The following is a 24990-nucleotide window of genomic DNA, read 5'->3' as shown; positions in this document are numbered from 1 at the left end:
AAGTCACCTGGCCGAGGAGAGTCCTATGTTGAATATCTACTGTCCTTATTGCGAAGAGTACCGTGAGGAAGAAGAGTTTACCTATGCCGGAGAAGCTCATATTGTGCGCCCGCCGGATCCGGAGTGTGTCAGTGACGAAGAGTGGGGGCGATACCTGTTTCATCGCAACAATATAAAGGGAAACCACCGGGAGATGTGGTTTCATGCGACTGGCTGTCGGCTCTTTTTCAATGTGATCCGCAACACGGTGAGCTATGACATCGAGCAGGTATACAAACTGACAGGTACGCCACCCGAGATCAGGGAGGACAAGCACAAATGACCCAGCCCAATCGCTTGTCTGCCGGAGGGCGGATTGATCGTCGTAAATCACTGACGTTTTCCTTTAATGGCAAAACTTACTCAGGCTATCAGGGAGATACATTGGCCTCAGCGCTGATAGCCAACGGCATTGATGTGATAGGACGAAGCTATAAGTACAGCCGTCCCCGCGGCATCCTCGGCTCGGGGGCCGAAGAGCCCAATGCTATCCTCCAGGTCGGTAGCTCGCCTGCTACCACCATCCCTAATTTGCGCGCGACACAAGTTGAGTTATATGACGGGCTGGTTGCTACCAGTGTCAGTGGCTGGCCGGATGTCGAGCGGGACATGAAGTCTGCCTTGGGCAAAGTCGGTGGCGGGTTGATGCCGGTTGGCTTCTATTACAAAACCTTTATGTATCCCGAGTCGATGTGGATGACGTATGAAAAATATATCCGCAAGGCTGCCGGGCTGGGTAAGATACCGCAGGCGCGGGATCCGGATCGTTATGACAAAATGCACCATCATTGCGATGTCATGATTGTTGGTGGCGGTCCTGCTGGCCTGATGGCGGCAAGAAAGCTGGTCGGCAGTGGGCTCAGGGTACTGGTCGCCGATGAGCAGCAGGAAATGGGCGGATGCCTGCTTGGCAGCAAGCAGTACATTGACGGGGAAGCTGCTGAGCTCTGGTTATCGGAAACCCTGGATTTGCTAGAGGATGACCCGGACATAACCTTGTTGCCGCGCAGTACGGTGTTTGGCTATTACGATCATAACTTTCTCGGCATTGTCGAACGTCGAACAGATCATCTTGGCGAGTATCAACCGGGGGCCCGTCAGCGTCTGCACCGAGTGCGGGCACGTGAAGTACTGCTGGCTACAGGGGCGATTGAACGTCCGCTGGTGTTTGGTAACAATGATATACCCGGCTGTATGCTCGCGTCTGCGGTATCGACTTATATCAATCGCTATGGGGTGATCCCGGGGCAAAAACTGGTTGTGATGACAGCCAATGATTCAGGTTACCAGGCTGCGCTGGATTGGTACGACGCAGGCCGTGAGGTGGTTGCGATTGTCGATACACGTTCCGATAGCTCGGGAAAATGGCCTGAACGGGCTAAAGCTGCTGGGCTGGAGATATTTTGGGGTCATGCCGTTATTAATGTTCGTGGTCATAAGCGGGTAAGTGCGGTTGAAATTGCGCGGCTCAAACATAATCTCAGTCAGATCAGCCGAATAGATGCCTGCCTGCTGAGTTGCGATACGGTGGCCAGTTCGGGCGGATGGAGCCCGAGTCTGCACCTGTCCTGTCATACTGGCAGCCGTCCGGTGTGGCGAGATGACATTGCCGCTTTTGTGCCGGTGAACCCGGACTTGCTCTATGCCGGCGGGATCCAGGGGCGTTACCAGCTATCGGAAGTGTTCGACGATGGATACAAAGCGGCACAGGTCGTCGCTGATCGTCTGCAGGTTTCGCTAATATCGACGCCATTTCTAGACCACCCAGAGCCGCCAGAGTTGCCGGAAGTTACAGACCCTGACGAAACCGCGCCAATGGCTATTTACCATATTCCTCATCACTTCCCGACAAGCCGGGCCCCCAAGCAGTTCGTCGATTTTCAAAATGATGTCACCGCCGCCGGTATCGAGCTGGCTGTTCGGGAAGGCTTCGAGTCTATCGAGCATGTTAAGCGCTATACCGCGCTGGGCTTTGGTACCGATCAGGGCAAAACGGGGAATATCAACGGAATGGCAATTGCCGCCAAGGCTTTGGGCCAGTCGATACCTGAAACTGGCACGACGATATTTCGCCCTATGTATACCCCGGTAACCTTCGGGACTCTGGCCGGACGGGATGCCGGGCATTTGTTCGATCCGGCGCGTTTTACTGCCATGCATCTCTGGCACCTGGAGTATGGTGCCGAGTTTGAGAATGTTGGGCAGTGGAAACGTCCCTGGTATTACCGTCAGGGTAACGAGACACAGCAGGAGGCGCTGAACCGTGAGTGTCTGGCAACCCGTAACAGTGTCGGGATCCTCGATGCGTCGACGTTGGGCAAAATTGATATTCAGGGGCCGGATGCCCGCGAATTTCTCAACCGGATCTATACCAACGGCTGGAACCAGCTGGCACCGGGGGGCTGTCGCTATGGGGTGATGTGCAAAGAAGACGGGATGATTTTTGATGACGGTGTGACGTCCTGTATTGATGATAACCATTTCCTGATGACCACCACGACAGGCGGAGCGGCGGGTGTATTGCGCTGGCTGGAGTTATGGCACCAGACAGAATGGCCGGAGCTGGACCTGTATATGACCAGCATGACGGATCATTGGGCCACCATGACGATAGGAGGGCCGAACAGCCGTTCCGTGTTGCAGAAACTGATGCCCGAAGCCGATCTTACGGATGCGGTCTTTCCTTATATGACCTGGCAGTCGCATCGGATTGCTGACGTCGAGGCGCGCATTTTTCGGATCAGTTTTACTGGTGAGCTATCGTATGAAGTCAATGTAAACGCTAACTTCGGTCTGTACCTGTGGGAACAGGTCATGGCGGCGGGGGAAGAGTTTAATATTACTCCCTACGGCACGGAAACCATGCATATTCTCCGTGCTGAAAAGGGCTTCATTATTGCCGGTCAGGATACCGATGGTTCGGTCACGCCGCAGGACATGAACATGGCGTGGATCACTGGTAAGAAAAAAACATTCAGCTTTATTGGTCGCCGCTCATGGCAGCGTGAAGATACTAGCCGCTCTGATCGCAAGCAGCTGGTCGGCCTTAGATGCACGGAGCCTGATGTCGTGATCCCCGAAGGTGCCCAGGCGGTGAATGATCCCGATGAGCCTGTACCGATGGCAATGGTTGGTCATGTTAGCTCAAGCTATTACAGCGCCGTATTGGGGCATTCTATTGCTTTGGGACTGATCAAGGGCGGATTGAGCCGAATGGGCGAGTCGGTATTCTTTCCTCTGGCTGACGGCCGGGTATTGCAAGCCGAAATTACCGATGGGGTGTTTTATGACCCTGACGGTAAGCGCCAGTCGGTGATCTCGTCACCCGCAACACAGTCATATAATCCACCCGAAGCGCCTCGCTATGAGTCTGCCCTTCACCACGTAAAGAGGCACCATGCAGAGAAGTACCATGCCGAAAGATACCATGCACAGAGGCATCATATAGAAATAGCTTCGCAGCCAAACGTAGTGTTGCATGAACGAAAAGGCCTGATGCAACATGTTTTGCGAGGGGGAGACGGCGCATCCGAAGATGAGAATAAGGCGTTCTATGATGGTGTTGAAGCCACTCTCGGAATACCCCTGCCACGAAAACCTTGCTCATCGATTGTCGGTGAAAAGATGCAGATCTGGTGGTTATCGCCAAATGAGTGGTTGATTTTGTCACCCGAAGACTTTTCGGTGGAAGCGAAGTTACGCCATCAGTTGTCGGGGCATTTCTCCGTTGTCGATGTCAGTGGCGGGCAGTGTGTCATTGAGTTGTCAGGGCTGCAGGCACAAGCAGTACTGAGAAAATCCACCTCTTACGATGTCGATACTCGTTCACTGCCTGTTGGCAAATGTGTCGGTACCTTGCTTGCAAAAGCGCAGGTGGTGCTAAGGCGCAGTGGCGAGAATGAGTTTGAGCTTATTGTCCGGCGCAGCTTTGCTGATTACTTCTGGCTGTGGTTGCAGGATGCGAGTGAAGAGTTCGGCTTGATTATCGAATAGCCCGCGACGTTTTTGGTTTCATCCATGTCGTAGATTGGAAATTCAAATTTTCAATAACAGTCACATTTAAGGGGTATACCACCGCTAAGGGGACGAGGGCAAAGCCATGACCAAGTATGATAATCGATTACTGCAAGCACGCGCCGGAGTGGCGCGTCATGAAACCAGCGTTGAACAGTCACATCGTCGCGTGCCGATCAATCTGCGTCAGTCGGGTCCCACGCCCGTAGAGATGCTGATATCGACTCGGGTAAGGAAATCACCATACTGGCACCTCTCGGTAGAAGCCGGATGCTGGCGGGCAACGGTTTATAACCGTATTTATCATCCTCGTGGTTATGTACGCCCGGAAGACGGCGGCGCGATGGTAGAGTACGACTCGCTGGTCAATGATGTCACGATGTGGAATGTTGCCGTAGAGCGTCAGATCCAGGTGAAGGGACCGGATGCCGAAGCCTTTGTTAATTATGTGATCACCCGTGATGCCTCCAAGATCATGCCGATGCATGGCAAATACGTGATCCTCTGCAATGACGAGGGCGGTATTCTCAATGATCCTGTCTTGCTCCGCCTCGCCGAGGACGAGTTCTGGTTCTCCATCTCTGACAGCGATCTCGAAATGTGGTTGCGGGGGATCAATATCGCCAAGCAATATGATGTCTCCATTGCCGAAATCGATGTGGCGCCTGTTCAGATCCAGGGACCGAAGTCAGAAGCGCTGATGGTGGATTTGTTTGGTGAGGATATCAAAAGTATTCCTTACTACGGCCTGATGGAAGCTGAAATTGCGGGGTGCGATGTGGTCATTTCGCAAACCGGCTTTACCGGCGAAAGGGGCTATGAAATCTATTGTCGCAATGTGACCGAGGATGCCGAGAAGCTGTGGTATACCGTGTTGGAAGCGGGTAAAGCCCATAAACTTCGAGTCATCGCGCCTGCTCACCACCGTCGGATCGCTGCCGGGATCCTTTCCTGGGGACAGGATATAGATCAGGAAACCCTGCCATTCCAGTGCAACCTTGCCTATCAGGTGCCACGTAACAAAGATGCTGACTATGTCGGTAAAGCGGCTCTGGAAAAGGCCCGGGAGCAAATCGAAGCCGGGAACCCGCCTTTTGACCTTGTGATGGTCGGTATCGTATTGGGTGGGGAACCGATTACGGACTATGCCAATGACTTCTGGCTGGTCTATGGGCCGGATGGTGGTGATGCTATCGGGTATGTATCTTCTCCTTGGTACTCGCCAGAGCTGCAGACCAATATAGCCTTGGCTCATGTTCCTTGGGCACAGCGGGATACCGGTACCAAGCTGAGTGTCTCGCTTCCGTCCGAGCATGGCGGCAATGTGGTTGATGCCGAGGTGGTAGAAGTGCCATTTCGTCCGTCGGTCAATCCCAACTCGCGCGAAGTCGCCAAATCGCGTGGCAGTGATTTCGTCGACTAGCGACCGATAATATAGGGGCACGGTATGAAGTGTGATGCCTACAAGAGCCTAGGAGGGGAAGGATTCCGCGAACCTGATATGGAGTCCGATATTGAACCTCGGTTACTGCAATTGCTGGCGGAAGCCTCGCTGGAAGCGACGCCCAAGCAGGTATTGAAGCTTCATACTGCTCCTGACTGGTTATCGGCGGGAACCTGGGTATATGTGCCTTTTTTGCCGAAAGGCCGATTTGAGGAGACATTTGAGGCATGTGAGCGCTTGCTGCTATGGGGGATGGTGCCGATCCCCCATATACCGGCTCGCGCTGTGCCGAGCGAAGCTTGTTTGCATCGATGGCTTTCTTCTCTGACCCATATCGGTGTCTACAATATTCTGCTGATAGCTGGAGAGAGAAAACCACCGGCGGGACCTTTTTCCAATACGCTTGCACTGCTGGCATCAGGGGCGTTGGCAAAGCACCCATTGCGCGGCATCGGGGTTGCGGGCCACCCTGAGGGACACCCGCATGCAACAAGTTATGAACTCACCAATGCGCTCGCCTTTAAACGAGAATATGCCGAAACCAATCAACTCAATATGTGGGTGGTGACCCAGTTCTCGTTTGATGCCGATATCTTTATTCAGTGGCTGGAGTGCTATCGGGAGTTGCTTGGCAGTTTGCCGGTATACCTTGGAATGCCAGGCCCCACTCAGCTTAAGAACTTACTTTTCTATGCCGCGCAATGCGGTGTCGTTGAGTCGGTTGCAGCGTTACGACGTAATCTAAAAACTACCCAGTTGCTAAAACCCTGGACACCAGACTTGCTGGTACAGGAAATGGCCCGTTACCAGACAATCAATGCCGGCACGCCTTTTCAAGGTATCCATTTGTATCCGTTTGGCGGATTGAAACAGTCCGCCAAATGGCTGAGGGGGGCTCACTGATGATGAAAAATGAACTCAATGTTGCCTTGGTTCCAAATGAGATAGTTCCACCGGACTGCTTGCCGCCTCCGGGGGCACCCGATATTGATATAGCCCGAGCAGTGACGCCGAGGCCAGTGATTGAAGTTGCTGCCGAGCGGCTGGGCTTGCTTCCTCATGCCCTGATCCCCTATGGCCACTACAAGGCCAAAATCGACATGGCGCAGCTGGATGTCAGTCATCAACGCGGCCAGTTGGTGCTGGTAACCGCAATGACGCCGACAACGGCCGGGGAAGGCAAAACCACCACCAGTATTGGCCTGTCAGACGGACTTAATGCCCTCGGGGTAAAAAGTACTGTTTGCCTGCGCGAACCATCGCTGGGGCCGTGCTTTGGTATGAAGGGCGGAGCGGCTGGAGGAGGGCGGTCGCAGGCGATTCCCATGGAAGATCTCAACCTGCACTTTAACGGGGATTTTCATGCGATCACGGTTGCCCATAACTTGCTTGTTTCCCTGATTGATAACCATATCCATTGGGGAAATGAACTGGGCTTGGATCCCCGCCGGATCTGCTGGCGGCGGGTAATGGATCTCAATGAGCGGGCTCTGCGCAATATTGTCTGCGGGCTCGGTGGGACGGCTCATGGTGTCCCGCGTGAGTCGGGATTTGATATCACTGTTGCCTCGGAGATCATGGCGGTGCTGTGTCTGGCCGAAGGCCCGAAAGATCTGCAGAACCGGCTGAGCGAGATGATCATCGGGCGGCGCTGTGATGGCAGCGTCGTGACCGTACGTGATTTAGGTGCCGACGGTGCAATGACAGTGCTGCTCAAAGAAGCCATGATGCCGAATCTTATCCAGAGCCTTGAGCACAACCCGGTACTGGTCCATGGTGGCCCTTTTGCCAATATTGCCCATGGTTGTAGTTCCCTGATGGCAACACGAGCGGCTCTGGCCCTTAGCGATGTCGTGGTGACAGAAGCGGGCTTTGGCGCGGATTTGGGTGCCGAGAAGTTTATCAACATTAAATGCCGCCTGGCAGGTTTGTCACCGGATGCGGTGGTGCTCGTCTGTACCGTACGGGCATTGAAAATGCAGGGCGGAATTGAAAGGCAGGCTCTGGAGCAGCCTAATGTGACCGCAGTCGAAGCCGGCTCGGTTAATTTGCTGCGACATATCCAGAACATCCAGCAGTTCGGTCTGATCCCGCTGGTGGCTATTAACCGTTTCCCCAGCGATAGCGATGAAGAGTTAGCCGTGATCCAGCGGTGCTGTCTGGCATCGGGAGCCAGAGTCGTGTCTGCCGATCATTGGGCCCGTGGCAGCGAAGGTGCTCAGGATATGGCTGCAGCTGTGCTCGAATTGCTCCAGCAACCGCCACCTAATGTTACGCCTCTATATTCGGATGATATGCCGCTGGACGAGAAAATCACGGCGGTGGCAACGCGGATCTATGGTGCCGGCGAAGTCCATTTTTCGACCAAGGCCTTGTCTCAGCTTGATGATATTCACCAGCTTGGCTTTGGTCATTTGCCTGTCTGTATTGCCAAAACACCTTACAGCTTTTCATCGGAGCCCGGAGTTTTGGGCGCGCCGGTTAATCACGCTTTGCCTGTCAGAGAAGTTCGCCTGATGGCCGGAGCGGGATTTGTCGTTGTGATATGTGGCGACATCATGACTATGCCTGGTCTGCCGCGTCACCCGGCGGCGCTGGATATCAGGCTGGATGAGTACGGAGAAATTACCGGGTTGTTTTGACGGAAATACTTCATCGGATGTCGCTATTACACAGTCCGTCAGGTGGCAATGACATATCGTTAACTATGAGGCCGTCGTATATAAAGACAGCTGTTTAACTGATTTGCCGATAGCAGCATGCAGGAGGGAATGTATGTCGGATGCCGCACAACTGCACCAACAGTCAATCATTATTGATGGCCTGATCATTGCCAGATGGGATCGCGCCTTATTCGAGGATATGGCAAAAGGGGGACTGACGACCGCCAACTGCACGGTATCGGTGTGGGAAGGCTTTCAGGCAACCATGAACAATATTGTCGAGTTCAACGGGCTCTTCCACGAACACCATGACCTGATCCGCCCTGTACGTTGTACCGAAGATATTTACCGTGCCAAAGAGGAAGGCAAAACCGGGATCATACTGGGTTTTCAAAATGTACATGCGTTCGAAGATCAGATTGGTTATGTCGAGATCTTCAAAAAACTCGGGGTCGGGATCGCGCAGATGGCCTACAACACCCAGAATTTGGTCGGAACGGGATGTTATGAACGGGACGGTGGATTATCCGGTTTTGGTCATGAAGTTGTTGCCGAGATGAACCGGGTCGGCATGATGTGTGATCTTTCCCATGTCGGGGCAACAACCTCTCAGGAGGTGATCCTGGCATCGAAAAAACCAGTCTGTTACTCCCACTGTCTTCCGTTGGGACTCAAGGAGCATCCCCGAAATAAATCAGATGATGAGCTGAGATTCATCGCCGATCATGGAGGCTTTATCGGGGTCACCATGTTTGCGCCTTTTCTGAAAAACGGTATCAACTCCACCATAGAAGACTATGTCGAAGCGATTGACTATATCGTCAATATCGTGGGCGAAGATTGTGTCGGGATCGGCACCGACTTTACCCAGGGGCATGATCAGGCTTTCTTCGAGTGGCTGACTCATGACAAGGGCTATGCCCGCAGGTTGACGCGTTTTGGTGAGATCATCAACCCCAAGGGGATCCGTACCGTCGGAGAATTTCCTAACCTGACTGAGGCTCTGCTGGATCACGGCTGGCCGGAGAGCAGAGTGAAGAAAATCATGGGGGATAACTGGGTCCGGGTCCTCAAAGAAGTGTGGGACGAATAGATGACAACATCACCGTACTCGAAAATACATGCCCCTGAAGTCCCAATTGAGGTGGACAGTGAGACCGGCGTCTGGAGTACCAACGGGCTCCCGATGCTGTATGTTCCAAGGCACTTTTTTATCAATAATCACACCGCAGTGGAAGAGGCTCTCGGGGCCGAGAAGTATGCCGAGATCCTCTATGCCGCTGGCTACCAATCGGCTTATTACTGGTGCGAAAAAGAATCGGAAACCCACGGCCTGCAGGGCGCAGAGGTGTTTGAGCATTATATGAAGCGCCTGTCGCAACGGGGCTGGGGCCAGTTTGTCATTGAGAGCCTGGATACCTCGGAGGGACGGGCCAAAGTGCGGTTACACCATTCGGCTTTCGTTTATCACTACGGCAAGGTTGATCGCAAAGTGGATTACATGTTCACGGGCTGGTTTGCCGGTGCGATGGATCAAATCACCCGGGGGATAGGCCTGCCGATAGAGACGGTTGCCATCCAGCAACAGAGTGAGGCACAGATAGGTTGTGATTACGGCCTGTTTGAAGTGATGCCCAGGGACAATTGATAAGGAGTGGGGATGTCGCAGTTTGATGCTATTTTCCAGCCGCTGGCGATTAATAAGCTGATGATCCGCAACCGGATAGTCAGTACCGCCCATGCCGAAGTCTACGCCACCTTAAATGGGATGCCGACCGAGCGTTATATTCGTTATTACGAGGAAAAAGCCAAAGGCGGGATCGGGTTATGTATTTGCGGCGGATCGAGTCCAGTCTCGATAGACAGTCCGCAAGGATGGTGGAAGTCGGTGAACCTCTGTACCGATGAGGTTATTCCTCACCTGCAGCAATTGGCTGAGGCGGTTCACCAGCACGGCGCGCATATCATGATTCAGATCACCCACATGGGACGCCGATCGCGCTGGGACGGTGGGGACTGGCCGCATCTTCTCAGCCCAAGTGGTATTCGTGAACCGGTTCACCGGGCAACCTGCAAAACTATCGAGCCTGAAGAGATTGAGCGGATCATTGATGATTATGCCGCCGCCGCTCGCCGGGTAAAGGCGGGAGGGTTGGACGGTGTTGAGCTGTCGGCGGTTCATCAGCATCTGATTGACCAGTTTTGGAGCCCGAGAGTCAACAAGCGGGACGATGAATGGGGGGGAAGCTTCGAAAACAGAATGCGCTTTGGCCTTAAGGTGCTGGAAGCTGTTCGCCGTGAAGTCGGCCCTGATTTTGCTGTCGGCATGCGAATTTGTGGTGACGAGTTCCATCCTGATGGTTTGACCCATGACGACATGAAGCAGATTGCGGCGTATTACGATGCGACTGATCTGGTGGACTATTTCGGTGTTGTCGGCTCAGGGTGCGATACCCATAACACCCTTGCCAACGTGATCCCCAATATGAGTTATCCGCCCGAGCCGTTTTTGCATCTGGCGGCTGGCATCAAGCAGGTGGTTAGCGTGCCGGTGATCCATGCTCAGAATATTAAGGATCCCACTCAGGCTGAACGTGTGCTGGAAGGCGGCTATGTAGATTTTGTCGGAATGACTCGAGCCCATATTGCCGATCCTCACCTGATTGCCAAAATCCGGTTGGGGCAGGTTGATCAGATCCGCCAGTGCGTCGGTGCCAATTATTGCATCGATCGTCAGTACCAGGGGCTGGATGTACTCTGTCTGCAAAATGCGGCGACTTCGCGTGAAGAGACCATGCCCCATATCATTAAGAAAACTGGCGGCCCGATTCGCAAGGTTGTGGTAGTAGGTGGTGGGCCAGCTGGCATGGAGGCGGCGCGTGTTTGTGCCGAACGTGGCCATGATGTCACTTTGATCGAAAAGTGCTCCCGGCTTGGCGGACAGATCACGCTGGCTGCCAAAGCACCGCAGCGGGAGCAAATTGCAGGGATCACTCGTTGGTTCGAGCTGGAGCTGACGCGACTGGGCGTTAGTCTGGAAATGGACACCGAAGCCGACGCCGAAGGTATTCTGGCGCTGAGCCCTGATGTGGTGATTCTGGCGATCGGTGGTAAGCCGTTCATTGAGCAGTTTCCGGGCTGGGGAGCGCAGGACGGTTTGGTTGTCAGTAGCTGGGATATTCTGAGTGGCAGGGTAGAGCCGGGTAGCAAGGTGCTGGTCTACGATACTATCTGTGAGTTTTCGGGGATGTCGGTTGCCGATTATCTGGCGGCGAAAGGTGCACTGGTTGAATTGGTGACGGATGACTTGAAACCTGGAGTGGCTGTCGGTGGTACCACTTTTCCGACCTATTATCGCAGCCTCTACCAGCGTGAGGTGATCATGACGCCGGACTTTCGTTTGGAACAGGTATACCGGGAGGGCGAAAAAGTCATTGCCGTGCTGGAGAACGAGTATACCCAGCAGCGGGAAGAGCGGGTGGTGGATCAGGTGGTGATAGAAAATGGTATCCGGCCTTGTGAAGCCCTGTATTACCAATTGAAACCGGACTCGATCAACCAAGGCCAGCTTGATCTGGCAGCACTATACGCTGCCAAGCCACAGCCGGAAATGGCTCATTTCACGGATAGTGGTAAAGGCTACCTGTTGTACCGGATCGGTGATTGTGCCTCGCAGCGTAACATTCATGCTGCGATTTATGACGCCTTGCGTCTTTGCAAAGATTTTTGATTGTACAGATTTTGACTTAATACTTATCGCCTCAGGACTCGCACAGAAAGGGGAGAACGATGCTGACACCTTTAGTTTCCGTGCTGTTATTGCTGGGATTGCTAATCACGTTGTTTGGTGCCGTTCGTCGGGTGATGCTCTGGCGTAGGGGCAAACCTTTTGAGGTCAATGTCTGGGCTGGGCTTTCGAGCATTCCGAGACGGTATCTGGTTGATCTCCATCACGTCGTAGCCCGCGACAGAGCGATAGCTCACATGCATGTGGCAACAGCCGGAGGCTTCGTTGCTGCGATGGTGACGCTGAGCGTTATTTATCTTCTTGGCCTAGATAACAGTGTGATGCACCTGGTGGCGCTTATTGCCTGTGCAGTGATGTTACTGGGGGCGCAACTGGTGGCAAAGCGACGTCGGCTGGTGCCAACTCATTTGTCTACCGGCCCCTGGATGAGGCTACCGAAAAGCCTCAATGTATTTGCAGGAACATTCTTGCTGGTAAGTGCCTTTGGCTTGTTCGGGATAGAGTCCTTGCCGTCGATACTGCTTGTTTTGCTGGGGCTCGCAATGATAGCAGGCATGGGCGAAATGCTGCTTGGGATGACCTGGGGCGGCCCCATGAAACATGCTTTTGCTGGCGCACTACATCTGGCTTTCCATCCTCGCCCTGAGCGCTTTGGCGGTGGTCAGTCAACGGGACTCAGGCCGCTTGACTTGACCGAGCCGCATTTGGGGGTAGCTAAATCAACTGATTTTCACTGGAACCAGCTGCTGGGCTTTGATGCCTGCGTGCAATGTGGCCGCTGTGAGAAGGCGTGCCCGGCCTTTGCAGCCGGTCAACCGTTGAATCCGAAAAAGTTGATCCAGGATATGGTAGTCGGTATGACTGGCGGTTCGACGACGGCCTATCATGGCAGCGCGCATCCGGGTCAAGAACAACAACTTGGCGAGAAAGCCATTTGTGGCGGGCCTGAACAGTCTTTGTTCGAAGGCTTACTGGATCCGGATACCGTCTGGTCATGCACGACGTGCCGGGCCTGCGTTGAGGAGTGCCCGATGATGATCGAGCATGTGGATGTGATTGTCGATCTGCGCCGTTATCTGACCCTAGAGCAGGGCGCAACACCGGGTAAAGGGCCGGACATTCTCAAAAACCTTATCGCCACAGATAACCCCAATGGTAACCCACCGCTGCAGCGTCATAATTGGGCTGTAGATCTGCACATTCCTCTGATGGCCGAAGTGAAGCAAGCTGATGTGCTGCTTTGGGCCGGTGACGGGGCGTTTGACATGCGCAACCAGCGCACGCTTCGGGCTCTGGTCACCCTGTTTCGACGGGCTAAGGTTGATTTTGCCGTGCTGGGCAATGAAGAACTTGATTGCGGTGATCTGGCCCGTCGCCTCGGTGATGAGGCAACCTTTCAGCGTCTTGCCAGAACCAATATACACACATTGAGCCAATATACATTTAGACGCATTGTGACGGCGGATCCGCATGCGTTTCACATCCTGAAGAACGAGTATCCCGACTTTGGCGGCAACTATGACGTTTGCCACCATACCCAGTTGCTGGCAGAACTGGTCGATCAGGGAAGCCTGAAGCTTAAACCCTTTCAGGAGTTGTCGGTGACTTACCACGACCCTTGTTATCTGGGACGCTATAACGGCGGCTATGAAGCTCCTCGATCTCTGTTACGGGCTATCGGGATCAACATTAAGGAAATGGAGCGTTCGGGCTATCGCTCCCGTTGCTGTGGTGGCGGTGGTGGTGCGCCTGTCTCCGATGTTGCAGGCAAGCGCCGGATATCGGATATGCGAATGGATGATGTGAGGGATACAGGGGCTGAAATCGTTGTTGTTGCCTGCCCGCAGTGCAGCCTAATGCTGGAAGGGGGCGTTGAGCCTCGCCCCGAGGTGCGTGATATTGCCGAGTTGCTGTTGGAAGCCTTGCCGCCGCAGGTTCAGCATTTTCAATCTGGCGAAGTGGAGGCATCATGAACAAATTTCCCCGTCGCGACCCTCGTCATGAGCGTATTCAGCGTAATCGCCTTCATCCTTTGCACCTTGGCCTTGAAAATCAATATCTTGTCAATCAGTCTCAGGCGAGTGTCGCCAGTTCTGGAGCCACTCCCACAATAGAGCCCAAAGATTGGGACTCCTCTCGGTTGCCTCTGCATCGAGTAGAAAATCCTGAATTTTATATCGTCGTTGTACCCGAGATGAATGGAGGGAGGCTAACCAGTGCAGATAAAGACATGTTGGGGTTGGCGCAGCAATTGGCGAACGGCGGTATTGGTTATGATAATAAAGGTGACCAAGAACTTGAGGGCCGCGGAGCTGTGCTGGCAGTGGTATTTGGCACGGTAAAAGATGACCGTTTCGCCGAAGCTGGTGTTGATCGGCTACTGGATCTCTCTTGGTTCGGAGAGGAAGGATACCAACCTGAGTACCAGCTCGCTTTGCTGCAACAGGCTGACAAGCAGTTTGCTCCCCGTTACTGGCTGTTTGGCGATCAGACTATGAACAGTGCCGATCTCGGTCGTCGCCTGGCCGCCAGGCTAGATGAGCGAGCAGCTACCGGGGTGGTAGAAATTGATGACAACTGGATATGGTGCCGTGCAGGACAAAGTGGCAACGAGTATCGTCGTCCACATGAGCGTATCTTGCTGGTGGCGGAACAGATCGCCGACCCGGTGAGTAACTACCGTTATCAGGCAATCCCGGTTGAGCTGGACGTGCTTATGCGGGAAAAGGCTGCGCCGGAAATGACGCCACCAGTACCGTCAAAAATTGAAGATTTGGGCTTGGTCGCCGTAGATCCCAGTTCTGTTTCCTTGATGGAAGCGGAGTTTGTGGTTGCAGGTGGGAATGGCGTAACGGACTGGCCGTTGTTTCATCAAGTGGCAGCTGCACTGGGAGCAACCGAGGGGGCGAGTCGCGTGGCGGTGGATGATGGCAACATGCCACGATCAACCCAGGTTGGTGCATCCGGAACCTTGGTCTCAGCCCGCGTTTATTTGGCGATGGGGATCTCCGGGGCGATCCAGCATCTGCAGGGAATGACCCATTGCAATACAGTGATCGCCATCAATCTTGATCCCGGATGTGCCATGGTGAGCCGGGCAGATCTTAGCGTGATCGGTGACAGCAGCAAGATCATGCAGGCTCTGGTTGATAGTATTAACCGCGCTGAGAGTGAAATCAGGGTTAGGGAACTGACGGAATTTGATCGAGAACAGGCAAAGGAGAAGTGGGATGATGCTGTGTGAGCCACTGAAAATCATGGTGTTGGTGTCGACCGGTATGCATCCGTTAACTGGGGGTCCATGCCGTGCTTCACTAGATGCACAGGCGATTGAGCTGGCATTGCAACAGGCAGGTGCCTTGATTGAGGTTATTCACGCTGGCAATGCAGGTGAGTTGGAACAGTCGGCATTGCGAGATTATCTGGGGATGGGAATCGGGCAGATAACCGTGCTCAAACTGCCAGAGTTTTCCGATCCGTTATCGGCACTGGCTCAGTATGTGAATGAAGCGGAGCCCGATTTGGTATTATGCGGTGAACAGGCCGAATGGGGGGAAGCGTCGGGTTTGCTACCTTACCTGTTGGCAGATCAGCTTGGCTGGGCAATTGTGCCGCATATAGCAGGTTTGGTAGGTGTTGCAGATGGACATATCGAATTGTTGCAGGCGCTACCACGTGGTCAGCGCCGAAAATTACTGGTCAAGCAAGCTGTGATGGTAACCATTAACGGTGCGGCACCGCAGGCAAGGCAAAGTGCGTTCTTAAAAGCGCGTGATGGCACCATCAATGTGCTCGAATCTGAATATGATTCCGAACATGAGTCAGAACTTGAACTTGCGGCAGATAGCGAACAATCTCAATGGCAACTACAGCCAGCAAAACAGCGCCCCAAACGGCTGAAGATCATCACGGCGAAAACTGCTGCAGAACGGATGAAAGCAGCAACAACGGTGACGCCGGGCCAGGCGGGCAAGGTATTACAAGACACCTCTCCCCAACAGGCTGCCGAAGCTATTTTAGCCTTGCTTCGAGAAGAAGGGCTTCTGAAACGAGCGCCTTTTAAGCCTTTGAATTAAATCGTAAAAGCCTCTGATTAATTAAGAGGCTAGCAGGCTTCGTTGGGAACAACATTTGGATCGTCAAAACCGATATCGAATAGACTGTCATCCTGCAGTCTAGTCATCTCGGTGAGTGCCGGAAGATCAGTAATGATAGGAAGTCCGGTAATCACTGAGTGCTCGGTAGATACGGTTTGCTCGGTAACAATTTGTTGCTCTGTAGATAAGGGGTGCTCAGTAGCAATCGGTTGTGACGAGATCCCCTGACGTTCATGACGAGGCGGAATACCAAAACAATCGCGGTAGCATTTACTAAAATGGGGTGTTGAAACAAACCCACAGGCTACGGAAACCTCGATAATTGACAAGTTGGTTTGCGTGAGCAGCTGTTTGGCTCGGCTAAGCCGTAGTTGGAGGTAGTAGCGCGAAGGTGAACATTGTAGATGTTTCTGGAACAGTCTTTCCAGTTGGCGCCGTGACAGATCGACAAATCCAGCCAGCTCATCCATCCCGATGGGTTCTTCCAGATTGGCTTCCATCAGAGAGACGATTTCAAGCAACTTAGGCTGGGACGTTCCGACCAGGCTGCGAAGCGGTACTTTTTGCACATCCTTGCCATTGCGGATCCGCTCACACATGAACATTTCCGATATTGCCGCACTGAGTTTGTTGCCGTGTTGCTTCGCCACCAAAGTGAGCATCATGTCCATCGGTGCTGTCCCGCCTGTGCTGGTCATTCGCCTGTCACTGAGAGAGAACAGTTTATTGGTGATCTTAACCGAGGGAAACAACTCCTGAAGTCCGGCCAGGTGCTCCCAGTGAATGGCGCAGTGTTGATTTGCCATTACCCCTGCTTTTGCCAGAGCATAGCTGCCGGTACAGATTCCACCGAGGATTTTTTGCTGGCGATCAAGCTGGCAAAGCCAACTTGTCAGTTGTGGGGTACAGCTACGTTCAACCTGAACACCACCGCAGATAATCAGTGAATCAAGCGGTAGCTGGGATGGAATACGGTCATCGACCCTCACTTCAAGTGCATCGCTGGCGGCAACAGGTTCGCCATTTTCACTGAGAGTAAACCACTGATACAGCCGTTCTCCCGAGAGCTGATTGGCCATGCGCAATACTTCAACGGCTGACGCCATCGCGATCATGGTGAAATTGTGAGTGAGATAAAAACCGATGCGCATGGGTTGTTGTGTTGTTATTGAGGTCATCGCCAGTTCCCCTAATTTGCCACATGATCGTGATGGGTCGAGTGGTGTCAATTCCCGCAAAATCCTTACAGTACTCAGCGTTTTAAATACTAAGAAAAATCACCTTCTCTTTCTGTGTAATTCAGGGTTCATAAAAAGTAAATTTTTTTATCGAGAGTTAGCTCAATAAGGGAGATTAAAGGGGGGGAATTAAAGTGCAAGCCATAAATAAATGGCTAAATCCGGTGAATCGCTTGAATTTGCAATCTCTGTAAAGGTTAGAACTCTAAACAAATCGCAGGCCCTATTTGTCATTACAAGTTGAGATCATGCATAGCTCCACGGGTAATGGCTTAGTCATTGATGATATCTAGTCAGATGACAGAAACTTGTTTTCGACACAAAACATTTAAATCAAGCTGTTTTTTTTGAATTTAAATTAGTTTATTTAAAATCATAGCCTTACGCTTGTTTTATGTGAGGTGTAGCTCTTGGTATTCATTACGGTACGAAACATTTTTTGACTTGCTGTCAATAATATGTAAATTTATTTTTAATTAAACGTTCAATCAAGAAACATTTGGGTAGCAAGTATGCCAAAAGTAGGAATGCCTGAAATTCGTAAACCACAGCTCGTTGAGGCGACAATGGCCGTTATTGACGAAGTTGGGCTTTCGGGTGCAAGTGTGATTTTGATAAGTCGTAAGGCTGGCGTTTCTCCTGGGATCATTAACCACTATTTTGGCGGTAAGCATGGTTTGCTAGAGGAGACGATGCGTTCGGTGCTCCGTCAATTGTCGGCGACATCCATTGAGCACCTCCGCACTGTGGACAAAGATGATGTGACGGCAAGGGTCAAGGCAATTGTTGCGGCTAATTTTGATGGCTATCAAGTCGAAAGCAAAGTGGTGAAAACCTGGTTGGCATTCTGGGCTCAGTCTATGCATGACACTAGTTTGCATCGGCTTCAGCGTGTCAATGAACGCCGTTTGTTGTCACACCTTCGTTTTGAGCTCAAGAAAATTTTACCTTCTGAACAGGCCCTTTTTGTCGCACAGGGAGTTGCTGCGCTTATCGACGGGATCTGGCTGAGAGGCGCGCTGAATCCCGATGGAATTTGCCCGGAAAAAGCACAACAGATCATCTCAGATTACCTGCAAAAACAACTCGCTCCGTACTTGAACTGACAAACTCATAATAAACATTAATTATCAAGGCATTTTGATGAAAATGAAGTCCCTTTACATCCATGGTCAGGCAACTGAAGCCTCGTCGGGAGAAACGTTTGCAACCTACAATCCGGCAACGGGTGAGAAGCTGGCTGAGATCGGGCTGGCATCAGTTCAGGATGTTGACCGTACTATCGCTTCGGCACAAGAAGGTTTCAAAGTGTGGTCAGCGATGAGTGGCATGGAAAGAGGCCGTATCTTGACGCGGGCGGTGGCGATTCTCCGTGAGCGCAATGATGAACTGGCCAAGCTGGAAGTCAAAGATACTGGCAAGCCGATCCAGGAGGCCATCGAAGTCGATATTGCCACTGGTGCGGATGTTATAGAGTACTACGCAGGGCTTGCCGCGGCAATCCAAGGTCAGCAACAAGATCTGGGTCACGGTCAGTTTTTCTATACCCGGCGAGAACCTCTGGGTGTTTGTGCCGGAATCGGTGCGTGGAACTATCCAATCCAGATTGCAATGTGGAAATCGGCACCGGCATTGGCAGCAGGTAACGCCATGGTATTCAAGCCGTCTGAAGAAACCCCTCTGTCGGTATTGAAGCTGGCAGAGATCTTTACCGAGGCAGGTGTACCTGACGGCGTGTTTAACGTTGTTCAGGGCGATTACCGTGTTGGTCAGATGCTTTCACGCCACCCGGATATTGCCAAGGTTTCTTTTACCGGCGAATCCGGTACCGGCAAAAAAGTGATGGCTGATGCGGCCGGTACGCTTAAAGACATTACGATGGAGCTTGGCGGTAAATCCCCTTTGATCGTGTTTGATGATGCCAAGTTAGACAATGCGGTTTCAGCTGCCATGCTGGCCAATTTCTACACCCAGGGTGAAGTCTGCACTAATGGCACTCGTGTCTTTGTCCATGATGCGATTTACGACCAGTTTATCGAGCAGCTTGCTCACCGTACCAACAAGTTGGTTGTTGGCGATCCGGCTGATATGTCGACACAGATCGGCGCGCTGATTTCAGGCGAACATCTCGAAAAAGTACTCGGGTTTATCCAGGCCGGAAAAGAGTCCGGTGCCCGCCTGATCTGCGGTGGCGAGCGTGAAACAGCTAACGGACTCGATAAGGGATATTTTGTTCAACCGACCATCTTTGCCGACTGTACCGATGATATGCCCCAGGTTCAGGATGAGATCTTTGGCCCGGTGATGTCTATCTTGCGATTTACCGATGAAGACGAGGTGATTCAACGGGCAAATGCCACCCAGTATGGACTTGCTGCCGGTTTGTTTACCCAAAATCTTTCTCGCGCACACCGGGTGATAGCTCAGATTGAAGCCGGTATTTGCTGGGTGAATACATGGGGCGGTTCGCCGGCAGAAATGCCAGTGGGAGGCTACAAACAATCTGGTATTGGACGGGAAAATGGAATCGAAACACTCAACCATTACACCCAGAACAAGAGTGTGATGATTGAGCTTGGTGATCTTGAGTGCCCTTATGATTAAGCCGACAGATATCAGCAATGACGGGAGCTGCTGATAACAGCAGGTTTTAATCTTCACCACAGAATTGAAAGGGAAATCAAATGAACAAAACCTACGATTATATCATTGTCGGAGCGGGATCAGCCGGCTGTGTGTTAGCTGACCGTTTAACGGCCTCGGGTGAACATAGCGTTTTATTACTAGAGGCTGGCGGGAGTGACAGAAGCATTTTTATTCAAATGCCGACAGCACTGTCGTACCCAATGAACAGCGATAAGTACGCATGGCAGTTTGAATCAAAGCCTGAGGCCGGTATCGATAACCGCCGTTTGCATTGTCCGCGAGGACGTGTACTGGGTGGTAGCTCGTCCATTAATGGCATGGTGTATGTGCGAGGCCATGCCTGCGACTTTGATGAGTGGGTTGAGCATGGCGCGGCAGGTTGGAGTTATCAGGAGTGCCTGCCGTATTTCCGCCGCGCTGAATCATGGATTAGCGGTGAAGATATTTACCGCGGTGGCGACGGTCCGTTGGCAACCTGTAACGGCAACAATATGACGCTGAACCCTTTGTATCAGGCATTTATCGGTGCCGGACAGCAAGCGGGCTATCCGAAGACTGATGATTATAACGGCTATCAGCAGGAAGGCTTTGGCCCTATGCATATGACGGTTGATAAAGGTGTACGCGCCTCAACCTCGAATGCGTATCTGCGTCGAGCCATGAAGCGCAGCAACCTGACCGTCAAAACGGGCGTTGTCAGCCGCAAGGTATTGCTTGAAAACAAACAGGCTATCGGGGTTGAGATTGAGTTGGGTGGTAAGGTTGAGTCTGTTTTTGCCAACAAGGAAGTGCTGTTGTCGGCGGGCTCTGTCGGCTCGGTGCAGCTTCTTCAACTGTCGGGGGTGGGGCCCAAGGCGGTATTGGAGCAAGCCGGAATTGCGGTAGAGCATGATTTGCCGGGTGTCGGGGAGAATCTGCAAGACCACCTGGAAGTCTATTTCCAATATGAATGCCATCAGCCGATAACGCTGAACAGCAAGCTGGGGCTAATTAGCAAAGGGCTGATCGGTACGCGCTGGATATTACGCAGAGATGGTCTGGGAGCCACCAACCACTTTGAGTCGTGTGCTTTTATCCGCTCTCGTGCCGGGCTGAAATGGCCCAATATTCAGTATCATTTCTTGCCGGCGGCGATGCGCTATGACGGCCAGGTAGCTTTTGATGGCCATGGTTTTCAGGTGCATGTCGGTCCGAACAAACCGCAAAGCCGTGGCCGTATCTGGGTGGAATCTAACGATCCGCATCAAAAGCCAAACATCGAATTCAACTACATTAGTACAGAGCAAGATATACAGGATTGGCGTGATTGTATCCGCCTGACCCGTGAAATATTGGCTCAACCGGCAATGGATGAGTACCGCGGTAAGGAAATCCAACCGGGAGCTGGTGTTACCAGCGATGAAGCAATTGATGCCTGGGTTCGCCAAAACGTCGAAAGTGCCTACCATCCGTCGTGTACCTGCAAGATGGGATCCGATAACGATCCTATGGCCGTGCTGAACGAGAATTGTCAGGTCAGGGGAATTGACTCTCTGCGAGTTGTCGACTCGTCGGTGTTCCCGACAATTCCGAACGGGAACCTCAATGCGCCGACAATCATGGTGGCAGAGAAAGTCGCCGATGCCATTTTGGGTCATGCTCCGCTTGCGTCTTCTGATGCACAAACCTGGATTGCCCCTAACTGGGAAACAGAGCAGCGTGTTGGCTCCGCTCAGCGTCTGATACCCCCAGACACTATTACCGAAAAAATACTGAAAACGAAGCGGCTTAATTACCAAAACAAGCAAGCTGACTTTTGAGAACAAATCAGCCTTCTCGCCAGATATGAGAAGAGCCATTACTTAACAGATTTGGCTTAACAAACATGGATAAAGGAAGAGTCATGAAGACGAAGAAAACAATTAAAAATGCAATCATGGGTAGCTCAGCACTATTACTCAGTCTGTCAGCGTCAACGGCATTAGCCGCACAGTGCGAAACCGTGCGTTTCTCCGATGTGGGCTGGACAGATATTACCGCAACAACGGCGATTACGAGTGAAGTGCTCAAAGGGCTGGGCTATAAGACCTCAACTCAGCTACTGTCGGTCCCCGTGACTTACTCTTCCATGGCCAACCAAGATATTGATGTGTTCTTGGGGAACTGGATGCCAACCATGGAAGCGGACATTGCCAAATATCATCAGGACGGTTCGGTTGAGACAGTGCGAGCTAACTTGGAAGGGGCTAAATATACCCTTGCAGTCCCGAAATACGTTTATGACGCCGGTGCGCAGCTTTGCTGATCTGGCTAAACACAAAGATGAGTTTCGCGGCCGCATTTATGGCATTGAACCGGGTAACGATGGTAACCGTCTGATCCAAGGCATGATTGATAAAAACGCCTTCGAACTGAAAAGTTTCCGTTTGGTTGAGTCCAGCGAGGCCGGAATGATGTCGCAGGTCAAACGTGCGGTCAACCGCGAGCAGTGGATAGCCTTCCTCGGTTGGGCGCCTCATCCGATGAACAGCAATTTTGAGATGGCCTACCTTGCTGGTGGCGATGATTTCTTCGGCCCTAATTATGGCGGTGCGAGTGTCTATACCAATGTTCGCAAAGATTATCTGAAAACTTGCCCGAATGTCGGCCAGCTATTGCAGAACCTGAGCTTCAGCCTAGAAATGGAAAACCAATTGATGGGTAATATCTTAAACGATAATGCCAAACCTGATGCTGCGGCAAAAGCTTGGCTGCAAGCCAATTCGCAGGTACTGGAACAGTGGCTTAGCAAGGTAACGGCACAAGATGGCGGCGATGCAACCAAAGCCGTGAAGTCATATCTGAATATCTAATTACTTGTTGTTTGCCCGATACAGGGTGACTGTCGGTGCTGCTGCCATCGCAACAGGTGGTAGCGGGTCGGCACGATAGACAAACACGGAACGACACAATTTAAAATACAATATGGACCATTAAGGAGTAACAGTGGACTTTATTACAGAGCATAAAATCCCGTTAGGTAATTGGATGGCAGCCTTCGTGGATTGGCTTACCTACAATGCCGCAGGATTTTTTGACTCGCTTTCCTATACCTTGGAATCACTGATCATGCTGCTGGTTGATCTGTTTAAGTGGTTTCCGCCAGCAGTACCAATTTTGATGACGGCTTTGTTGGCATGGTTTCTTCACCGGAGCTTCTCTCTGGTCATTTTCGTTGTAGCGGCATTGCTGCTGATCATGAACCTGGGTTACTGGGAAGAAATGCTGGAGACCTTTGTTCTGGTATTAACGGCCACTATGATCTCGGTGTTGGTTGGGGTTCCCGTCGGGATAGTGGCGGCACACAAGCCTTGGTTGTATACCATCATGCGCCCGATCCTTGATTTGATGCAGACTATACCGACATTTGTCTACTTGATCCCAACCTTGGTACTGTTTGGCTTAGGTGTTGTTCCCGGTCTTATTTCTACTATTATTTTTGCCATTGCCGCTCCAATCCGCCTGACCTATCTGGGTATTAGCCGAGTCCCCGAAGAGCTGGTCGAGGCGGGTAGAGCCTTCGGTGCCAATCGAATGAAGCTGTTGTTCAACGTTGAACTTCCGGCGGCAATGCCAAACATTATGGCAGGGATAACACAATGCATTATGTTGTCACTGTCTATGGTGGTGATCTCCGCGCTGGTGGGAGCTGACGGTTTGGGGAAACCTGTGATCCGTGCCCTTAATACGGTGAATATTTCTCAGGGGTTTGAAGCCGGTTTGGCCATAGTATTGGTCGCCATTATCTTGGATCGTCTATGTAAGACTCCGGCAAGCCAGAGCAAGGAGGGCTAATCATGAGCGCGATTAGTATTAAAAATCTGGATGTTATCTTTGGCGAGCAGGCAACCCAATCTCTGGCATTGCTGGATGAGGGCAAAACCCGTCAGGAAGTTATTGATGCCACCGGTGATGTGGTCGGTGTCCATGATGTCAGCCTCGATATCGAAGAGGGTGAAATTTGTGTCTTGATGGGGCTGTCCGGTTCTGGTAAATCAAGTTTGCTACGTGCGATTAATGGCCTGAATACCATTAGCCGTGGTTCGCTCGAGGTGCAGGATGGCGAACAGTCCATTGATCTTGCCAGCTGTGATACAACGGCCCTGCGTCATTTGCGTACTAACCGTATATCCATGGTATTTCAGAAATTTGCTTTGATGCCTTGGCTGACCGTACTCGACAATGCCGCTTTTGGCCTGGAGATGCAGGGTATCGGCAAGGCTGAGCGCCGTCGTCGTGCAGAAGAAAAGCTCGAGATGGTAGGCCTTTCCGAGTGGAAGAGTAAATACCCTCATGAACTATCGGGCGGTATGCAGCAGCGCGTCGGCCTGGCTCGGGCATTTACCATGGATAGTGACATCTTGCTGATGGATGAACCATTTTCGGCACTGGACCCGCTTATCCGCAGCCAGCTTCAAGATGAGTTGCTGGAGCTTCAGCGTCAGCTGAACAAGACGATTGTGTTTGTTAGTCATGACTTGGATGAAGCCCTCAAGATCGGCAATAACATTGCGATCATGGAGTCCGGCCAGCTGATCCAGCACGGTAAACCGGAAGATATTGTGCTGAAACCTAATTCGCAATACGTAAAAGACTTTGTCGCGCATACCAATCCGCTTAATGTGCTGCGTGGACGCTCCTTGATGACAGGGGTCAGTGAACTAGAGTCGTTGGGAGAAATGTTGGTACTTAATCAGCATGATAAGACTTGCGTCAGTACCACCGTGGAAGGTGAAATCATGGCGGTGACTCGGCAGAATGAGTCTCTGGCATTGCAACAGTGGCAGGAGGGGGATAGTCTGGAGACGCTCGAGCAAGATAAGGTGGTTATGACAACGCCAGATATCTCGATGCGCGAAGCGCTGGAAATCCGCTACCGTACCGGTCAGCCTGTTTTACTGGGAACGGAAAGGCGCCTGGAAGGGATATTGTCAGATAATGATTTTTATCACGCCCTGCTCGGAAAGCATTTTTCTGCCAAGTTAGCATAGGGAAGTGCTCAATTCTGAATGTGTATTCGCCATCATTCTTTGATGGCGAATACTGCCAGTTATATGTATCTAAAGTAACCCTTGTTTTGTTA

17 protein-coding genes and 1 pseudogene are annotated in these 24990 nt (G+C 52.0%); 17 read left to right on the top strand and 1 reads right to left on the bottom strand.

The genetic code is table 11. From position 1 onward, the window contains the following. Nucleotides 1–25 precede the first annotated feature (25 nt). The 11 genes from EDI28_RS10745 to EDI28_RS10695 all read left to right on the top strand — a co-directional run bounded on the left by EDI28_RS10745 (nt 26) and on the right by EDI28_RS10695 (nt 15984). On the top strand, nt 26–322 hold the full coding sequence (locus tag EDI28_RS10745; protein WP_128783845.1) for a sarcosine oxidase subunit delta: 297 nt from the start codon (nt 26–28) through the stop codon (nt 320–322). Beyond that, nucleotides 319–4032, top strand: a complete 3714-nt coding sequence (locus EDI28_RS10740; RefSeq protein ID WP_128783844.1) for a sarcosine oxidase subunit alpha family protein — start codon at nt 319–321, stop codon at nt 4030–4032. The genes EDI28_RS10745 and EDI28_RS10740 overlap by 4 nt, the downstream gene beginning before the upstream one ends. Before the next feature lie 106 nt (nt 4033–4138). Then, nucleotides 4139–5476 (top strand): glycine cleavage T C-terminal barrel domain-containing protein, encoded by a 1338-nt coding sequence (locus tag EDI28_RS10735; protein ID WP_128783843.1) that lies wholly within the window; start codon nt 4139–4141, stop codon nt 5474–5476. A 24-nt stretch (nt 5477–5500) separates the two neighbouring features. Continuing rightward, a complete protein-coding gene (locus EDI28_RS10730; protein ID WP_128783842.1) occupies nt 5501–6400 on the top strand; it encodes a methylenetetrahydrofolate reductase in 900 nt (299 codons plus the stop codon). Beyond that, nucleotides 6400–8139: a formate--tetrahydrofolate ligase gene (locus tag EDI28_RS10725; protein WP_233353346.1), complete on the top strand. Its 1740-nt coding sequence runs from the start codon at nt 6400–6402 to the stop codon at nt 8137–8139. The genes EDI28_RS10730 and EDI28_RS10725 overlap by 1 nt, the downstream gene beginning before the upstream one ends. Nucleotides 8140–8272: 133 nt before the next feature. Beyond that, on the top strand, nt 8273–9253 hold the full coding sequence (locus EDI28_RS10720) for a dipeptidase (RefSeq protein ID WP_128783841.1): 981 nt from the start codon (nt 8273–8275) through the stop codon (nt 9251–9253). Then, nucleotides 9254–9808, top strand: a complete 555-nt coding sequence (locus EDI28_RS10715) for a DUF5943 domain-containing protein (RefSeq protein WP_128783840.1) — start codon at nt 9254–9256, stop codon at nt 9806–9808. A 12-nt stretch (nt 9809–9820) separates the two neighbouring features. Beyond that, complete coding sequence (locus EDI28_RS10710) at nt 9821–11890, top strand: NADH:flavin oxidoreductase (RefSeq protein ID WP_128783839.1); 2070 nt, start codon at nt 9821–9823, stop codon at nt 11888–11890. 59 nt (nt 11891–11949) lie between these two features. Further along, complete coding sequence (locus tag EDI28_RS10705; RefSeq protein WP_128783838.1) at nt 11950–13881, top strand: (Fe-S)-binding protein; 1932 nt, start codon at nt 11950–11952, stop codon at nt 13879–13881. Continuing rightward, nucleotides 13878–15152, top strand: a complete 1275-nt coding sequence (locus EDI28_RS10700) for an electron transfer flavoprotein subunit alpha/FixB family protein (protein ID WP_128783837.1) — start codon at nt 13878–13880, stop codon at nt 15150–15152. The genes EDI28_RS10705 and EDI28_RS10700 overlap by 4 nt, the downstream gene beginning before the upstream one ends. Then, the gene (locus tag EDI28_RS10695) at nt 15139–15984 is read left to right on the top strand and encodes an electron transfer flavoprotein subunit beta (RefSeq protein ID WP_233353345.1); all 846 of its coding nucleotides are present in this window, start codon (nt 15139–15141) and stop codon (nt 15982–15984) included. Before EDI28_RS10700 ends, EDI28_RS10695 begins: the two co-directional genes overlap by 14 nt. Before the next feature lie 29 nt (nt 15985–16013). Here the strand turns inward: EDI28_RS10695 and gbdR are convergent, their stop codons facing one another. Continuing rightward, nucleotides 16014–17183, bottom strand: a complete 1170-nt coding sequence (gene gbdR, locus EDI28_RS10690) for a choline metabolism transcriptional regulator GbdR (protein WP_128783836.1) — start codon at nt 17181–17183, stop codon at nt 16014–16016. Between the two features lie 572 nt (nt 17184–17755). Here gbdR and betI point away from each other — a divergent pair. The 6 genes and pseudogenes from betI (at nt 17756) to choV (ending at nt 24898) form a co-directional block, all read left to right on the top strand. Next, nucleotides 17756–18349, top strand: a complete 594-nt coding sequence (gene betI / locus EDI28_RS10685) for a transcriptional regulator BetI (protein WP_128783835.1) — start codon at nt 17756–17758, stop codon at nt 18347–18349. 37 nt (nt 18350–18386) lie between these two features. Continuing rightward, nucleotides 18387–19847 carry a betaine-aldehyde dehydrogenase gene (betB, locus tag EDI28_RS10680; RefSeq protein ID WP_128783834.1) on the top strand — a complete coding sequence of 487 codons (1461 nt, stop codon included), beginning with the start codon at nt 18387–18389 and terminating at the stop codon, nt 19845–19847. Between the two features lie 80 nt (nt 19848–19927). Next, nucleotides 19928–21688, top strand: a complete 1761-nt coding sequence (betA, locus tag EDI28_RS10675; protein WP_128783833.1) for a choline dehydrogenase — start codon at nt 19928–19930, stop codon at nt 21686–21688. 116 nt (nt 21689–21804) lie between these two features. After that, nucleotides 21805–22720, top strand: a pseudogene (locus EDI28_RS10670) (choline ABC transporter substrate-binding protein). Between the two features lie 133 nt (nt 22721–22853). Beyond that, nucleotides 22854–23702 (top strand): choline ABC transporter permease subunit, encoded by an 849-nt coding sequence (gene choW / locus EDI28_RS10665; RefSeq protein ID WP_128783832.1) that lies wholly within the window; start codon nt 22854–22856, stop codon nt 23700–23702. Between the two features lie 2 nt (nt 23703–23704). After that, nucleotides 23705–24898 (top strand): choline ABC transporter ATP-binding protein, encoded by a 1194-nt coding sequence (choV, locus tag EDI28_RS10660; RefSeq protein WP_128783831.1) that lies wholly within the window; start codon nt 23705–23707, stop codon nt 24896–24898. Nucleotides 24899–24990 lie beyond the last annotated feature (92 nt).

The sequence above is a fragment of the Photobacterium chitinilyticum genome (assembly GCF_004104355.1).
GTDB classification, from domain to species: Bacteria; Pseudomonadota; Gammaproteobacteria; order Enterobacterales; family Vibrionaceae; genus Photobacterium; species Photobacterium chitinilyticum.
The sequence above is the reverse complement of the archived record's forward strand: the minus strand, read 5'-3'. Positions and strand labels throughout refer to the sequence as shown.

What these genes read in the sequence shown, in the direction of transcription:
- EDI28_RS10710 (WP_128783839.1), top strand. Translation starts at nt 9,821, where the DNA reads ATGTCGCAGTTTGATGCTATTTTCCAGCCGCTGGCGATTAATAAGCTG.
- EDI28_RS10715 (WP_128783840.1), top strand. Translation starts at nt 9,254, where the DNA reads ATGACAACATCACCGTACTCGAAAATACATGCCCCTGAAGTCCCAATT.
- EDI28_RS10725 (WP_233353346.1), top strand. Translation starts at nt 6,400, where the DNA reads ATGATGAAAAATGAACTCAATGTTGCCTTGGTTCCAAATGAGATAGTT.
- EDI28_RS10695 (WP_233353345.1), top strand. Translation starts at nt 15,139, where the DNA reads ATGATGCTGTGTGAGCCACTGAAAATCATGGTGTTGGTGTCGACCGGT.
- betA (WP_128783833.1), top strand. Translation starts at nt 19,928, where the DNA reads ATGAACAAAACCTACGATTATATCATTGTCGGAGCGGGATCAGCCGGC.
- EDI28_RS10720 (WP_128783841.1), top strand. Translation starts at nt 8,273, where the DNA reads ATGTCGGATGCCGCACAACTGCACCAACAGTCAATCATTATTGATGGC.
- EDI28_RS10745 (WP_128783845.1), top strand. Translation starts at nt 26, where the DNA reads ATGTTGAATATCTACTGTCCTTATTGCGAAGAGTACCGTGAGGAAGAA.
- gbdR (WP_128783836.1), bottom strand. Translation starts at nt 17,183, where the DNA reads ATGACCTCAATAACAACACAACAACCCATGCGCATCGGTTTTTATCTC.
- EDI28_RS10740 (WP_128783844.1), top strand. Translation starts at nt 319, where the DNA reads ATGACCCAGCCCAATCGCTTGTCTGCCGGAGGGCGGATTGATCGTCGT.
- choV (WP_128783831.1), top strand. Translation starts at nt 23,705, where the DNA reads ATGAGCGCGATTAGTATTAAAAATCTGGATGTTATCTTTGGCGAGCAG.
- betB (WP_128783834.1), top strand. Translation starts at nt 18,387, where the DNA reads ATGAAAATGAAGTCCCTTTACATCCATGGTCAGGCAACTGAAGCCTCG.
- EDI28_RS10735 (WP_128783843.1), top strand. Translation starts at nt 4,139, where the DNA reads ATGACCAAGTATGATAATCGATTACTGCAAGCACGCGCCGGAGTGGCG.
- betI (WP_128783835.1), top strand. Translation starts at nt 17,756, where the DNA reads ATGCCAAAAGTAGGAATGCCTGAAATTCGTAAACCACAGCTCGTTGAG.
- EDI28_RS10700 (WP_128783837.1), top strand. Translation starts at nt 13,878, where the DNA reads ATGAACAAATTTCCCCGTCGCGACCCTCGTCATGAGCGTATTCAGCGT.
- EDI28_RS10730 (WP_128783842.1), top strand. Translation starts at nt 5,501, where the DNA reads ATGAAGTGTGATGCCTACAAGAGCCTAGGAGGGGAAGGATTCCGCGAA.
- EDI28_RS10705 (WP_128783838.1), top strand. Translation starts at nt 11,950, where the DNA reads ATGCTGACACCTTTAGTTTCCGTGCTGTTATTGCTGGGATTGCTAATC.